The 14,363-nt window shown below is 68.1% G+C and carries 14 protein-coding genes; 13 read left to right on the top strand and 1 reads right to left on the bottom strand.

Going from position 1 to position 14,363, the window contains the following annotated elements; all coding sequences use genetic code 11:
• The first annotated feature begins 78 nt into the window (after positions 1-78).
• The 12 genes from AB4851_RS33955 (at position 79) to ugpQ (ending at position 12,438) form a co-directional block, all read left to right on the top strand.
• Entirely contained in the window at positions 79-1,032 is a 954-nt protein-coding gene (locus AB4851_RS33955; protein ID WP_414450499.1) for a hypothetical protein, read from the top strand.
• Positions 1,029-1,718 carry a pilus assembly protein PilN gene (locus AB4851_RS33950; protein ID WP_414450498.1) on the top strand — a complete coding sequence of 230 codons (690 nt, stop codon included), beginning with the start codon at positions 1,029-1,031 and terminating at the stop codon, positions 1,716-1,718. The genes AB4851_RS33955 and AB4851_RS33950 overlap by 4 nt, the downstream gene beginning before the upstream one ends.
• A complete protein-coding gene (locus AB4851_RS33945; protein WP_414450497.1) occupies positions 1,715-2,590 on the top strand; it encodes a hypothetical protein in 876 nt (291 codons plus the stop codon). The genes AB4851_RS33950 and AB4851_RS33945 overlap by 4 nt, the downstream gene beginning before the upstream one ends.
• Positions 2,587-4,386: a type IV pilus secretin PilQ gene (locus AB4851_RS33940; protein WP_414450496.1), complete on the top strand. Its 1,800-nt coding sequence runs from the start codon at positions 2,587-2,589 to the stop codon at positions 4,384-4,386. The genes AB4851_RS33945 and AB4851_RS33940 overlap by 4 nt, the downstream gene beginning before the upstream one ends.
• A 14-nt stretch (positions 4,387-4,400) precedes the next feature.
• Positions 4,401-4,955, top strand: a complete 555-nt coding sequence (locus AB4851_RS33935) for a shikimate kinase (RefSeq protein WP_414445686.1) — start codon at positions 4,401-4,403, stop codon at positions 4,953-4,955.
• Complete coding sequence (gene aroB / locus AB4851_RS33930; RefSeq protein ID WP_414450495.1) at positions 4,952-6,031, top strand: 3-dehydroquinate synthase; 1,080 nt, start codon at positions 4,952-4,954, stop codon at positions 6,029-6,031. The genes AB4851_RS33935 and aroB overlap by 4 nt, the downstream gene beginning before the upstream one ends.
• A 42-nt stretch (positions 6,032-6,073) precedes the next feature.
• Positions 6,074-7,297, top strand: coding sequence for a deoxyguanosinetriphosphate triphosphohydrolase (locus AB4851_RS33925; protein ID WP_414450494.1), 1,224 nt, complete (start codon positions 6,074-6,076; stop codon positions 7,295-7,297).
• A gap of 77 nt (positions 7,298-7,374) precedes the next feature.
• The gene (gene ugpB / locus AB4851_RS33920; RefSeq protein ID WP_414443714.1) at positions 7,375-8,700 is read left to right on the top strand and encodes a sn-glycerol-3-phosphate ABC transporter substrate-binding protein UgpB; all 1,326 of its coding nucleotides are present in this window, start codon (positions 7,375-7,377) and stop codon (positions 8,698-8,700) included.
• An 85-nt stretch (positions 8,701-8,785) separates the two neighbouring features.
• Positions 8,786-9,670 (top strand): sn-glycerol-3-phosphate ABC transporter permease UgpA, encoded by an 885-nt coding sequence (gene ugpA, locus AB4851_RS33915; RefSeq protein WP_414443715.1) that lies wholly within the window; start codon positions 8,786-8,788, stop codon positions 9,668-9,670.
• Positions 9,667-10,512, top strand: a complete 846-nt coding sequence (ugpE, locus tag AB4851_RS33910; protein WP_414450493.1) for a sn-glycerol-3-phosphate ABC transporter permease UgpE — start codon at positions 9,667-9,669, stop codon at positions 10,510-10,512. The genes ugpA and ugpE overlap by 4 nt, the downstream gene beginning before the upstream one ends.
• Positions 10,513-10,537: 25 nt before the next feature.
• Positions 10,538-11,623: a sn-glycerol-3-phosphate import ATP-binding protein UgpC gene (locus AB4851_RS33905; protein WP_414450492.1), complete on the top strand. Its 1,086-nt coding sequence runs from the start codon at positions 10,538-10,540 to the stop codon at positions 11,621-11,623.
• Positions 11,624-11,661: 38 nt separating this feature from the next.
• Complete coding sequence (ugpQ, locus tag AB4851_RS33900; RefSeq protein ID WP_414450491.1) at positions 11,662-12,438, top strand: glycerophosphodiester phosphodiesterase; 777 nt, start codon at positions 11,662-11,664, stop codon at positions 12,436-12,438.
• 257 nt (positions 12,439-12,695) lie between these two features.
• Here the strand turns inward: ugpQ and AB4851_RS33895 are convergent, their stop codons facing one another.
• Positions 12,696-13,427, bottom strand: a complete 732-nt coding sequence (locus AB4851_RS33895) for an OmpW/AlkL family protein (RefSeq protein WP_414443719.1) — start codon at positions 13,425-13,427, stop codon at positions 12,696-12,698.
• 194 nt (positions 13,428-13,621) lie between these two features.
• On the opposite strand from AB4851_RS33895, the gene AB4851_RS33890 reads away from it, so the two are divergent.
• Positions 13,622-14,347, top strand: a complete 726-nt coding sequence (locus AB4851_RS33890; RefSeq protein ID WP_414443720.1) for a transposase — start codon at positions 13,622-13,624, stop codon at positions 14,345-14,347.
• Positions 14,348-14,363: the final 16 nt, after the last annotated feature.

The raw sequence follows: 14,363 nt of genomic DNA, 5'->3' as shown, positions 1-14,363 counted from the left end.
CCGACTGTCGGCGGTGCGGGCCGCTCGCGAGAATGGTCGTCGAGCCGCGCCCCTGCCGCGCGGCGCTGGGGAGGACCGATGGCGAGATATCGACGATGGATGGCCGGGCGGCGCGTTGCCGCCGGGATCGACGTGGGACACGACGCGGTGCGCGTGGCATTCGTGAGCCGGCGCGGCAATACGCCGACGATCGAAGCGCTGGACGCGCAGCACTATGCGCAGCCGTGCGATCTGGCGGGGGGCGACTGGTCGTGCGTGACGCAGGCGCTCGGCGCGATCGTCGAGCGCATGGCGGGGCGCTTGCCGGTGCGCGGGATGTCGGCCGTGATGGCGTTGCCGTCGCGCGAGGTGACGATGTCCGCGCTCGATCCGCGCATTGCCGCGCAGGGGCCGGTGGAGCCGGCCGTGCATGCCGAGGCCGAGCGCGTGACCGGGCTGTCGCGCGAGGCGCTGGCGATCGACTGGTGCGTCAACGACATCCTCTATCCGGGCCGTTTGCTGGTGGCCTCGGCCGAGCGCGCGCGGGTCGAATTGCGGCTCGAAGCGGTGGCGGCCGCGGGCTTCCTGCTGACCGGCATCGACGGCGAGCCCTATGCGGCGCTGCGCGCGATCCGGCAGATCGCCTATGGAGAAATCGCCCCGACGCAGGCCTATGCGGCGCTCTGGATCGGCGAGGGCAGCGTGGATGCCTGGCGCGTCGAGGGGCTGGCCGTCACCGCGCATCTGCGCATGCCGTCGCCCGAATACGCCGATCTGTCCGACCTGTTGCGCGACCTGGCGAGCCGGGGCGAGCTGCACTACGCCTATGTGGGGGCGGCCGGCGAATCGGGCGCGAGCAACGGCGCGTCGCCGCCCGTGTTCGCGGAGATCGCCGATCTGCTGGGCTGCCTCGCGCTGCCGTTCGATTGCGCCACCTATTGCGCCACGTATTGCGCGGCCGGCGGCGGCGAGCGCCCCGAGGTGCAGCAAGGTCGCGCGGGCGGCCGGTTCGCGGTGGCGTTCGGCCTGGGCCTGCGCGGGGTGTGCGAATGAGCGCGCGGCGGGGGTTGCCTGCGCAGGCGCTGGCGCGCGATGCGGCGCAGCGGCGTGCGTGGCTCGGCGGCTTCAATCTGCTGCCTTACCGGCAGCGCGACGCGAGGCTGGCGCGGCGGCGAGGGGTGGCGGAGTTTGCCGGGGCGGTTGGGTTCGGTTTTGTCTGTGCCGCGTTGGTTTGCGCCGTGCAGGCGGCCGAGCGCGTGCGGCTCGACGGGCAGCGCGCGGCGATCGAAACACAGCTTGCCGCGTGGGCGCCGCGCGTGCGTTTGGCAGAGGCGGCGGTGCAGACGCGCGAGGCGCGGCGCACCCGCGAGCGGGCCGCCATCGAACGCGCCAGGCCACTCGCCCGGCTCGTCGCGCTGCTCGACGTGTTGCGCGCACTCGACTACCGCACGGTGATGCTGCTGGCGTTGCGTCACGCCGGCGATCGGGCCGAACTCGAGGTGCGGGCGCACGATCCGGCCGCGGCGCGACGGTGGCTCGAACGCTTGCGCGAGCGGCGGCCCGAGTGGCGGATCGAGATGTCGGGCGTGAAGGCCGCCGCCGACGCGCCGCTTGCGGTCGGTGCGTCGAAGGGCGCGGCGGCATTGCGCTTCGCGGTGCGCATTCGTTGGCCGGAGCCGGCCGCGCAGCGGCAGACCGCGCAAATCGGCGGCGCGCATGAATCGGGAGGCCGAGGATGAACACGCGGATCGGCAATCAGACAAGCGATGGGCGTCATGCCGGTGTGCGCCGGCTGGCCGTACTCGTGGCGGCAGCCGTGGCAGCGTTTCTGGTGCTATGCGTTATGTCGAACGAGCGTGACTGGAGCGGCGTGACGCGAGCGCGTGCCATGCATGAAACGGCGAGTGCGAAGCGGGCCGACGTCGAGCAACGGATCGAGCGCCAGCCTCATGCGGCCGACGTCGAACCGGACGCGGCAGCCGGCCCGCGTCTCGCCAAGGTTCGCGAATCGAGCGATGGAGCCGGTTCGCCCGACTCGCAGGATCCGCTATGGCAGCTCGCGCTCGCCGCGCATGAGCAGGGCCTGCACATCCGGCATCTCGCGCCGGCCCCCGGTGGTGTGCAAGATGCGGGAAACGAGGCCGAGCCGCGCTACGACATTGCCGGCGATGGCCGTATCGGCGCGATCGCGGGCTGGGTCCGCGCGTTGGCGGCGTTGCCGCTGAACGTTGCGCCGGTCCGGCTCGACATCGAACGGCAGGCGGCGGGTGCGACGTTTTCGGCGCGGCTGGCGGTGTCGCCGGGGGCGGCGGCACGGGGCCAAGGCGCGCTGATGTTGCCCGATCCGTTCGACGTCCTGACGGTCGGTTTGCCCGCCGATGCCGATTTCGGTGGCCGCGAAGCGGCGCCGTCGCCACGGCTGGCCGGGATCGTCGGTAACGCGCGGCACGCGTTGGCCGTATTCGATGCCGAGAGCGGGCCTTGGTGCGCCGCGCCCGGTGAGCGTATCGGAGGCGAACGCATCGCACGTATCGATGGCGGCGGGGTGTGGTTCGGCTCGGGCGACGGCCGCGAGCATCGCGTCATGCTGGCCGGGGAAGGGCAATCATGAACGGCGCTCGTCGAGATATCGCGAGGCTGGCGATGGCGCTCGCCCTGATGTGCGACGGGGCGTTGCCCGCAGCGGCCAGGTTGCCGCCGCCGCTGCCGCTCGTCATGCCCATCGCGGCCCGGCTGGGCACGGGCATGGCGGGATCGGCCCCGGTTGCGGGCGGTGGCGGGCCGGGGTTCTTCGATGGCGATGGCGGCCGGATCGCCGGAACGAGCGCGCTGGCAGTCGGTAGTGGGACGCCGTTCCCACCCTCTGCCGATGCCTCGCAATCCGCTGCCGGCGGTGAGGCGGAGAACCCCCCGGAAGCACCGGCCGCCATCGCGCCCCAGCCCGCGCTGGAAGGTCCCCCCACGCCCTTGCCGCCCCCCGTGCGCTTGTCCAGCCTGCCGTCGAAACCGGGCGCTGCTGCCGACGGCCGCCGGATCTCCCTCGATCTGCGGCAAGCCCCGCTCGCGGCGGCCTTCGATGCGTTCGCGCGCTTCACCGGCAAGAGCGTGGTCCTGAGCGGCCGGGTGCAGGGCAGCGTCACGCTGCGCATCCACGACGTGCGCTGGCGCGACGCGTTCGATGCGCTGCTCGACGCGAACGGCCTGGCGATGGCCACGCGTGGCGAGGTGATCTGGGTCGCGCCGGTCGCCGAGCTGGCCGCGCGCGAGCGGGAACGTTTCGAGGCCCATGCGCGTGCAGCCGACCTGGAGCCGCTGGCGAGCCGCACCTTCGTGCTGCGCTACCCGCGCGCCAACGATGTCGCGCGTTTGCTGGCGGGCGGCGCGGGGCAGCGTGTGCTGTCCCGGCGCGGCTCGGTGCTGGCCGATCCGCGCACCAACCTGCTGTTCGTCACCGATCTCGCCGGCCGGCTCGCGCAGATCGCCGCGCTGGTCGCGCAGCTCGACCGGCCGGCCCGCCAGGTTCTGATCGAGGCGCGGATCGTGGAGGGCGAGCGCGGGTTCTCGCGTGAACTGGGCGCTCGGCTGGCCTTGCGCACACGCAACCTGGGCAAGGAGGGGAAAGGCGGCGCGGCAAGCGGCGACGGCCCGTCCGACGTGGCGGGTGGCGGCAATCCGCTTGCCACCGGCCTGGTCGGCGGCCCGGGCGGGCGTCTCGTCGATCTGTCCGCGCGTCCGCTGTCCGGTTTCGAGGCCGCCACGGCCGGCCTCACGCTGTTCGTCGCCGGCGCCACGCGCTTGCTCGATATCGAGTTGAGTGCACTCGAATCGGAAGGGCGGGGCCAGATCCTGTCGCGGCCGAGCGTGGTCACGGCCGATCGCGCGCCGGCGCTGGTCGAGCAGGGCACCGAGCTGCCGTATCAGGCCAAGGTCGGGCGTGGCGTGTCGGGCGTGCAGTTCCGCCGCGCCACGCTCAAGCTCGAAGTCGAGCCGCAGATCACGCCCGACGGGCAGGTGGTGCTCGACCTCGATATCGCCAAGGACAGCGTGGGCGAGGAAACCGACGCCGGGCCGGCGATTCACACCAAACACGTGCGCACGCGCGTCGAGGTCGAAAATGGGGGGACGGTCTCGATCGGCGGAATTTACGAGCGAAACGAGTGGGACGATGTGACTCGGGTGCCGGTCTTGGGCAAAATACCGGTTTTGGGGGCGTTGTTCCGCCACAAGGCGCGGCGCGAGAAGTCGAGCGAGCTGGTCGTCTACATCACGCCGCGCGTGGTCGGCGAGCCGGCCGGGGCAGGCGGGCCGGCCCGCACGGCGCCGCAGCCGCCGGCCGAGTGCCGGCCGGCCACGCTCGACAAGGCCGGCGATTTGCCAGTAAGCTGCGCCACACACCAGCAAGATTGAAGCAGAGGAAGCCGTTGCAAGCGCGGGACCCACACGCAAGCGTATTTTTCGTCGGACTCATGGGGGCGGGTAAAACCACCGTGGGTCGTGCGGTCGCGCGCCGTCTCGACCGGCCGTTCTTCGATTCCGATCACGAAATCGAGGCCAGCACCGGCTCGCGCATCCCGGTCATCTTCGAACTCGAAGGCGAGGCAGGCTTTCGCGATCGCGAGGAAAAGATGATTGCCGAGTTGAGCCAGCGCAGTAATGTGGTGCTGGCTACCGGCGGCGGTGCCGTGATCCGCCCCGAAAATCGCAACGCACTGAATTCACGCGGCATCGTCATCTATCTGCGCGCCAATCCGCACGATCTCTGGCTGCGTACCCGCAAGGACAAGAACCGCCCGCTGTTGCAGACGGAAGATCCCAAGGCCCGGCTCGAAGCGCTTTACGAAGTGCGCGATCCGCTCTATCGCGAATGCGCGCATTTCGTGATCGAAACCGGCCGTCCGTCCGTCAATGGTCTCGTCAACATGGTGCTGATGCAGCTCGAACTGGCCGGCATCGTCGCCAAGCCGCTACAAGCATGATTACCGTCAATGTCGACCTGGGCGATCGCGCCTACCCGATTCATATCGGCGATGGCCTGATCGGCCGCACCGAACTGTTCGCGCCGCATATCAAGGGCGCTTCCGTCACCATCGTCACCAACACCACGGTCGATCCGCTCTACGGCGATGCGCTGCGCGCCGCGCTCGCGCCGCTCGGCAAGCAGGTCGAGACGGTGGTGCTGCCCGATGGCGAAGCCTACAAGCACTGGGAAACGCTGAACCTGATCTTCGACGGGCTGCTCGGCTCGCGCGCCGACCGCAAGACCACGCTGATCGCGCTCGGCGGCGGCGTGGTGGGCGACATGACCGGTTTCGCGGCTGCCTGCTACATGCGCGGCGTGCCGTTCATCCAGGTGCCCACCACGCTGCTGTCGCAGGTCGATTCGTCGGTCGGCGGCAAGACCGGCATCAACCACCCGCTCGGCAAGAACATGATCGGCGCGTTCTACCAGCCGCAAGCGGTGATCGCCGATATCGGCGCGCTGCGCACGCTGCCCGAGCGCGAGCTGGCGGCCGGCATCGCCGAGGTCATCAAGACCGGCGCGATCGCCGACCCGGCGTTCTTCGACTGGATCGAGGCCGACATCGAGGCGCTGAACCGCCGCGAGCCGGCCGCGCTGACCGAAGCCGTCAAGCGCTCGTGCGAGATCAAGGCCGGCGTGGTGGCCGCCGACGAGCGCGAGGGCGGGCTGCGCGCGATCCTCAATTTCGGCCACACGTTCGGCCATGCGATCGAGGCCGGCCTCGGCTACGGCGAATGGCTGCACGGCGAGGCGGTCGGTTGCGGCATGGTGATGGCGGCCGATCTGTCGGTGCGGCTCGGCCGTCTCGACGACGCGTCGCGCCAGCGCCTGAACCGCGTGATCGCCGCCGCGCACCTGCCGGTGCGCGCGCCCGATCTCGGCGCGGCCCGCTATGTCGAGATGATGCAGGTCGACAAGAAGGCCGAAGCCGGCGCGATCAAATTCATCGTGCTCGAGCGGCTCGGCGCCGCCTCGATCACCTCGGCGCCCGACGACCTGGTCCAGGCCACGCTCGCCGCCGCAATCCGGTAACGTGGCGCCGGATCGTCCGGCGCCCCAGCAGTGGAGGAGACAGTGAGCGAAACACCCCGCGAGTTGCCACACCCCACCGACGCGTCGCAGGCGCGGCCCGGCCGAACCGGCGGGCCTGTCGCCGCGCCGACCGTCGCCGCGCTCGAAGCGCACCTCGCGCCCTACGCGGCCCATTCGATCGGCACGCGAGGCCGCCGGCACCACGAAACGCCGCCCGCCGCGCGCACCGAATTCCAGCGCGACCGCGACCGCATCGTCCATTCGACGGCATTCCGCCGCCTCGAATACAAAACCCAGGTCTTCGTGAATCACGAAGGCGACCTGTTCCGCACCCGCCTCACGCACAGCCTCGAAGTCGCGCAGATCGCGCGCTCGGTGGCGCGCAACCTGCGCCTGAACGAGGATCTGGTCGAGGCGATCTCGCTGGCCCACGATCTCGGCCATACGCCGTTCGGCCATGCCGGGCAGGATGCGCTGAACGAATGCATGCGCGAACACGGCGGCTTCGAGCACAACCTGCAGAGCCTCGCGGTGGTCGACGAGCTGGAAGAGCACTACGGCGCGTTCGATGGCCTGAACCTCTGCTTCGAGACGCGCGAGGGCATTCTCAAGCACTGCTCGCGCGAGAATGCGCGCAAGCTCGGCGAACTCGGCGAGCGCTTCCTCGAAGGCGGCCGGCCGTCGCTGGAAGCCCAGATCGCCAACATCGCCGACGAGATCGCCTACAACAACCACGATGTGGACGACGGCCTGCGCTCGGGCCTGATCACGATTGCGCAACTGGCCGGCATCGCGCTCTGGCGCCGCCATTACGACGCGGCGCTCGGCGATTTTCCGTCGCTCGAAGGCCGCCGGCTGGTGCACGAAACGGTGCGCCGCATCATCAATACGCTGATCGTCGATTTGATCGACGCCACCACGCGCAACCTCGCCGAATACGCGCCGGCCTCGCTCGACGACGTGCGGCGCTGCCCGCAACTGGTGGCGCACAGCCCGGTGATCGCCGAGGAGGCCGCCGAGCTCAAGCGCTTCCTGTTCCACAACCTCTATCGCCACTACAAAGTGATGCGCATGGCGAACAAGGCGCAGCGCGTCGTGACGGGGTTGTACGACGCCTTCACCGGCGACCCGCGCCTGCTGCCGCCGGCCTATCAGAGCGCCGAGCCGGCGGCCCAGCCGCGGCTCATCGCGCACTACATCGCCGGCATGACGGACCGCTTCGCGCTGAAGGAATATCAACGCCTGTTTGTCATGGACGAGAACTAGACTGCGCTGCCGCCCGCCACGGGCAAACACAAGCGGCCGGCCATGGGAGCCAGGCCGCACAACATGGAGATGCGTCGATGAGAGTCAACACCCTGGTTCGTTCGCTGGCTGCGGGCGGGATGATCTGGTTCGGCATGCAGGGCAGCGCGTTCGCCGCGACCGAAATCCAGTTCTGGCACGCGATGGAAGCCGCGCTGGGCGACAAGGTCAATGCGATCGCCGAGCAGTTCAACGCATCGCAGAGCGACTACAAGATCGTGCCGGTGTTCAAGGGCACCTACGACCAGGCGTTGGCCGCCGGCATCTCGGCCTATCGCAGCGGCAACGCGCCGGCGATTCTCCAGGTGTACGAAGTCGGCACGGCCACCATGATCCAGGCCAAGAAGGCGGTGTTGCCGGTGTCCGACGTGTTCCGCCAGGCCGGCGTGCCGCTCGACGAAAAGTCCTTCGTGCCGACCGTGGCCAGCTACTACAGCGACGCGAAAACGGGCCACCTCGTCTCGATGCCGTTCAACAGCTCGACGCCGGTGCTGTACTACAACAAGGATCTGTTCAAGAAGGCCGGGCTCGATCCGAACCAGCCGCCGAAAACCTGGGCCGAGGTGAAGACCGACGCCGAGAAGCTGCGCAAGGCCGGCTCGACCTGCGGCTACACCACCGGCTGGCAGGGCTGGATTCAGCTCGAGAACTACAGCGCGTGGCACGGCCTGCCGTTCGCGACGCGCAACAACGGCTTCGACGGCACCGACGCCGTGCTCGAATTCAACAAGCCGCAGCAGGTCGCCCACATCGCGTTCCTGCAGGACATGGCCAAGGAAGGCACGTTCAGCTACGCCGGCCGCAAGGACGAAGCCACCGCCAAGTTCTACAGCGGCGACTGCGCGATCATGACGACCTCGTCGGGCGCGCTGGCCACCATCCGCAAGTACGCGAAGTTCGATTTCGGCACCGGCATGATGCCGTACGACGCCGGCGTGAAGGGCGCGCCGCAGAACGCGATCATCGGCGGCGCGAGCCTGTGGGTGCTGAACGGCAAGGATGCGAACACCTACAAGGGCGTCGCCAAGTTCCTGGCCTACCTGAGCTCGGCGCCGGTGGCCGCGAAGTGGCACCAGGACACCGGTTACCTGCCGGTCACCACGGCCGCCTACGACCTGACGCGCGAGCAGGGCTTCTACGCGAAGAACCCGGGTGCCGACACGGCCACCAAGCAGATGCTGAACAAGCCGCCGCTGCCGTTCACGAAGGGGCTGCGCCTGGGCAACATGCCGCAGATCCGCACCGTCGTCGACGAGGAGCTGGAACAGGTCTGGGCGCAGAAGAAGACGCCGCAAGCCGCGCTCGACGAAGCCGTGGCGCGCGGCAACGAACTGCTGCGCCGTTTCGAGAAGCAAGGCTCCTGAGCGCGGTTCCGCCGCGCCGTTGCGCCGCCGTGGCAGCAACACGGCGGCGCGGCGAAGCGGCTTCTTTGTCGACGGAATTCCACCGATGTCATCCCGTTCCCGATTCGGCACGAGCGTGTTGCCGTATCTGCTGGTCGCGCCGCAACTGGCGATCACCGCGATCTTCTTTCTTTGGCCGGCCGGCGTCGCGCTCTGGCAGTCGACCCAGTCGCAGGACGCGTTCGGCACCACCAGCGAGTTCGTCGGCCTGGCCAACTTCGCGCACCTGTTCGGCGATCCGCTCTACCTCGATTCGTTCAAGACCACGCTGCTGTTCAGCGCGCTCGTGACGGTCGGCGGGCTGGTCGTGTCGCTGCTGCTGGCCGCCTGCGCCGACCGCGTGATGCGCGGCTCGCGCGTCTACCGCACGCTGCTGATCTGGCCGTACGCGGTCGCGCCGACCATCGCCGCGGTGTTGTGGGCGTTCCTGTTCAACCCGAGCATCGGCATCGTCACCTATGCGCTGGCGAAGCTCGGCATCGTCTGGAATCACGCGCTGTATCCGGGCCAGGCGATGACGCTGGTCGTGATCGCCTCGATCTGGAAGCAGGTCAGCTACAACTTCCTGTTCTTCTACGCCGGCCTGCAGGCGATCCCGCGCTCGCTGATCGAGGCGGCCGCGATCGACGGCGCCGGCCCGGTGCGGCGCTTCTTCAACATCGCGCTGCCGCTGCTGTCGCCGACCAGCTTCTTCCTGCTGGTCGTGAACCTGGTGTACGCGTTCTTCGACACCTTCCCGGTGATCGACGCGGCCACCGCGGGCGGCCCCGGCCAGAGCACCAAGACGCTGATCTACAAGATCTACACCGAGGGCTTCCAGGGGCTCGACATCGGCAGCTCCGGCGCGCAGTCGGTGGTGCTGATGACGATCGTGGTGGCGCTCACCGTGGTGCAGTTCCGTTTCGTCGAACGCAGGGTGCAATACGTATGATCGAGAATCGCAAGGGCTTCGACCGGTTCTGTCACGCGGTGCTGATCGCCGGCGTGGTGATGCTGCTGTTTCCGGTGTACGTGGGCTTCTGCGCCGCCACCATGAGCGCGCAGGAAGTGTTCACGGTGCCGCTGTCGCTGATCCCCAGCACCCACCTGTTCGAGAACATCGCCACCATCTGGCATCGCGGCAGCGGCGCGACCGTCACGCCGTTCGGCGTCCTGCTGATCAACAGCCTCGTGATGGCGCTGGTGATCGCGCTCGGCAAGATCGCCGTGTCGATCCTGTCGGCCTATGCGATCGTGTATTTCCGCTTTCCGTTCCGCAACACGGCGTTCTGGCTGATCTTCGTCACCTTGATGCTGCCGGTCGAGGTGCGGATCTTCCCGACCGTGCAGGTGGTGTCCAGCCTCGGCATGACCAACAGCTACGCGGGCCTGACCTTGCCGCTGATCGCCTCGGCCACCGCCACCTTCCTGTTCCGGCAGTTCTTCATGACGCTGCCCGACGAGCTGATGGACGCCGCGCGCATCGACGGCGCCGGGCCGCTGCGCTTCTTCTGGGACGTGGTGCTGCCGCTGTCGCGCACCAGCATCGCGGCGCTGTTCGTGATCACCTTCATCTACGGCTGGAACCAGTATTTGTGGCCGATCCTGATCACCACCGACGGCGCGCTGTCGACCGCCGTGGTCGGCATCAAGACCATGATCGCCAGCGGCGACGCGGCCACCGAGTGGCATCTCGTGATGGCCGCGACGCTGCTGACCATGCTGCCGCCGCTGGTGGTGGTGCTGGCCATGCAGCGCTGGTTCGTGCGCGGCCTGGTGGATACCGAAAAATAAGCATCTGTCTGGAGAGTGTCGAAGCATGGCTGCACTGAGCTTGAACGGCGTCCGCAAGAGTTACGACGGCAAACACACCGTCCTGCACGGCATCGACGCCGACATCGCCGACGGCGAATTCATCGTGCTGGTCGGGCCGTCCGGCTGCGGGAAATCGACGCTGCTGCGGATGATCGCCGGGCTGGAGAGCGTGACGGAAGGCGAGATCGCGATCGGCGGCACGGTCGTCAACGCGCTGGAGCCGAAGGATCGCGATATCGCGATGGTGTTCCAGAACTACGCGCTGTACCCGCACATGACGGTCGCGCAGAACATGGGCTACGGCCTGAAGATCCGCGGCCTTCCCCGCACGGAAATCGACGCGCGGGTGGCGGCCGCCGCGAAGATCCTCGAACTCGAGGCGCTGCTCGCGCGGCGGCCGCGCGAGCTGTCGGGCGGGCAGCGGCAGCGCGTGGCGATGGGGCGCGCGATCGTGCGCGAGCCGGCGGTGTTCCTGTTCGACGAGCCGCTGTCGAACCTCGACGCCAAGCTGCGCGTGCAGATGCGGCTGGAGATCCAGCGCCTGCATGCACGGCTCGGCACCACCAGCGTGTACGTCACGCACGACCAGATCGAGGCGATGACGCTGGCGCAGCGCGTGATCGTCATGAACCGCGGGCGGGCCGAGCAGATCGGCGCGCCCGTCGACGTCTACGAAAAGCCGGCGACCACCTTCGTGGCCGGCTTCATCGGCTCGCCGGCCATGAACCTGCTGCGCGGGCGGCTCTCGGCCGACGGCGCGCTGTTCGAGGTGGCGGGCGGCGGGCCGCGCCTGCCGGTGGCCGGCGCGCCCGGCATCGGCCGCGAGGTGGCGCCGGGCCGCGAGTGGGTGCTCGGCATGCGGCCCGAACACATGACGCCGCAGCCCGGCATGCCGGCCGCCACCTTGCCGGTGGATTCGTGCGAGCTGCTCGGCGCCGACAATCTCGCGCACGGCCGCTGGGGCGACTACGACGTGGCGGTGCGGCTGCCCTACGCCGAGCGCCCGCCGACCGGCTCGGCGCTGCAGGTGTCGCTGCCCGCGCACCGGCTGCATTTCTTCGACCCGGACACGGGCCACCGCGCCAACTGATCTCCGATTCCACCCCGCAGTCGAACGAGGACACCGTCATGCCCGAGCACGATCCGCAATCCTGGCCGTATGCGTCTGTCGCGCGCATCGTCGCGCATCGCGGCGGTGGCAAGCTGGCGCCCGAAAACACGCTGGCCGGCCTCGAGGAGGGGGCGCGGCGCGGGCACCGGATGGTGGAGTTCGACGCGAAGCTGTCGGCCGACGGCATCAGCTTCCTGCTGCACGACGATACGGTCGCGCGCACTTCGAACGGCGAGGGTGCGGCGGCCGGCATGGATTACGCCGCGCTGGCCGCGCTCGATGCGGGAAGCTGGTTCGACGCGCGCTTCGCCGGCGAACGGATGCCGACGCTGGAGCAAGCCGCCTCGCGCTGCCTCGCGCTCGGCCTGGCGGCCAACGTGGAGATCAAGCCGTGCCCGGGGCGCGAGGCCGAAACCGGCGAGCGGGTGGCGCGCGACACGGCGCGCTATTGGTGCGGCGCGGCGGTGCCGCCGCTGCTGTCGTCGTTTTCGGTGGACGCGCTGGCGGCTGCGCAGCGCGCGGCGCCGGCGTTGCCGCGCGGCTTGCTGCTCGACACGCTGCCGGACGACTGGCAGGCGCTCACCGCCCGGCTCGGCTGCGTCGCGCTGCATGCGAACCATCGCGAGTTCGACGCGGCGCGCGTGGCCGCGATCCGCGCGGCCGGGCTGCGTACGCTGGCCTATACGGTCAACGATCCGGCGCGTGCGCGCGAACTGATCGGGTGGGGTGTGGATCTGATCTGTACCGATCGTATCGATTTGATCGGCCCCGATTTCGCCACAGCGCAAGGCTGACGCGCGCGATTGAGCTCGCATTCGGCGGTTGCCGCCTTCGAGGATCACCTCGAAAGAGAATGTTTTTCGGGCCGGAACCCAACCAAGCGGAAAATAAAAATATCGAATTCGCGCGGTTGGCGATGAAAATGCTCCGTACGATGCGGGATGTAAAGCAAGTTCACATCCCGCTTTCGTTACGTCAGGAAAAAATCGCTACAAATTGCTGCGAGATTAACCATTCCCCAAATATTCGACTACGCTTAGAAGCACGTCGTTCAGAAGCGGTAGCCGACGTTCACGTAGCTCACGATCGGATTCAGCTTGATGTGGGCTTGAGAGGTTTGCGTGAGCGTGCCGACCTGGCTGGCGCGTTGGGTGGTCAGGGTGGCGGTCAGGCTGACCGGGATGTACGAGATCGACAGGCCGGCAAACCAATGCTTGTTGAAGTTGTAGTTGAAGCCGGCGTTGAACACGGGCGCCCACTGGTTGCTGGTCGTGGCGCTGGTCGGCCCGCCCAGGGCGCCGTTCTCGAAGGCGCTGTTGGTGATCTTCGCACCGGTGAAGTAGATGTAGGTCGCGCCGACGCCCACGTACGGACGGAATTTCGCCTCGGCGCTGTTGAAGTAGTACTTGAGCAGCAGGGCCGGGCTCCACTGGTAGGCACGGCCGATCGTGCCGAACCGCGACAACGATCCTTCGCCTTCAATATTGAACTTTGGCGGCACCCCGTAGACGAATTCGGTAGCGATGTGGTCGGTCACGAAATAGCCGGCGGTGAAGCCGAACGTGTCGGCGTCCGAAATGCCGGCGCCGGTGTTCGGGACCGATTGATTCACAGGGGTTCCACCCACGCTCATGATTTTCAGTGGGTCGCTCGAATCCTGAGGGGCGAGATGAAACCAGCCCGTGGTGACATAGAAGCTTCCAGCCGATTGCGCTTGCGCGGGGGAGCCCGCAGTCATGAGTGCAAGTGCAACGGTCCCCGTAATGGCCAATTGTTGTTTCATCGGTTTGTCTCCTCCTTGATAAAAGGCGTGCTCATTATGACCACGGCGTTTCAAACGGAACAGGCTTGTAAGCTAGAGCAATCTCCCTAGGATTCGCACGAACGTACGAATCCTCCCTGCCGCGCGGGGCTCTGCGCGGATGCAGTCTTTCGGGCCTTCGGGTATTTCCTAACGCGATCAAACGGACATTCAGCATGGCACGGCTAGCACGACTCTACGTTCCCGATCAGCCGCAGCACGTCATCCTGCGCGGCCTGGATCAGCAACCTGCGTTCGTCGACGATCAGGATTACGAGCTTTTCATCGATTGTCTGAAGGCGGCGGCGCGCGATCATCAACTGGCAGTGCATGCCTATGTGCTGCTGCCGCGACAAGTTCAGCTGCTCGTCACGCCCAGCGACGAGGCAAGCCTGCCGAAGGCGATGCAGGCGGTCGGCCGACGTTATGTTGCGCATTTCAACCGCCGCTATTCGCGGCGCGGCACGTTGTGGGAAGGCCGCTATCGCGCCACCGTGATCGAGGGCGAACGCTACTTCCTGCTGGCGAGCCGGGTGGTGGAGTTGAGCCCGGTGCGTGCGCAGCTCGCGCAGGCCCCCGAGGCTTACCGCTGGGCGAGCTACCGTCACCATATCGGCCTGACCGTCGACAGCCTGATCACCGATCACCCGTTGTACTGGGCGCTCGGCAACACGCCGTTCGAACGGCAGCGCGCCTACAAGGAGCTGTGCGAACAGCCGCTCGACGAGCGCCAGACCGACCAGCTTCAGCAGGCCACGCTCAAGGGCTGGGTGCTCGGCAGCGAAACGTATCGTGAGTGGGCGGCCCGCACCGCGAACCGTCGCGTCTCGCCGCTGCCTCGCGGACGGCCGCGTAAGGTACGTGAAAACAATGGTCCGCACAACCCATCCGCCCATCAGTAATAACGGCAGCGGGGGG

This window comes from Burkholderia sp. 22PA0099, assembly GCF_047497165.1.
GTDB lineage: Bacteria > Pseudomonadota > Gammaproteobacteria > Burkholderiales > Burkholderiaceae > Burkholderia.
The sequence above is the reverse complement of the archived record's forward strand: the minus strand, read 5'-3'. Positions and strand labels throughout refer to the sequence as shown.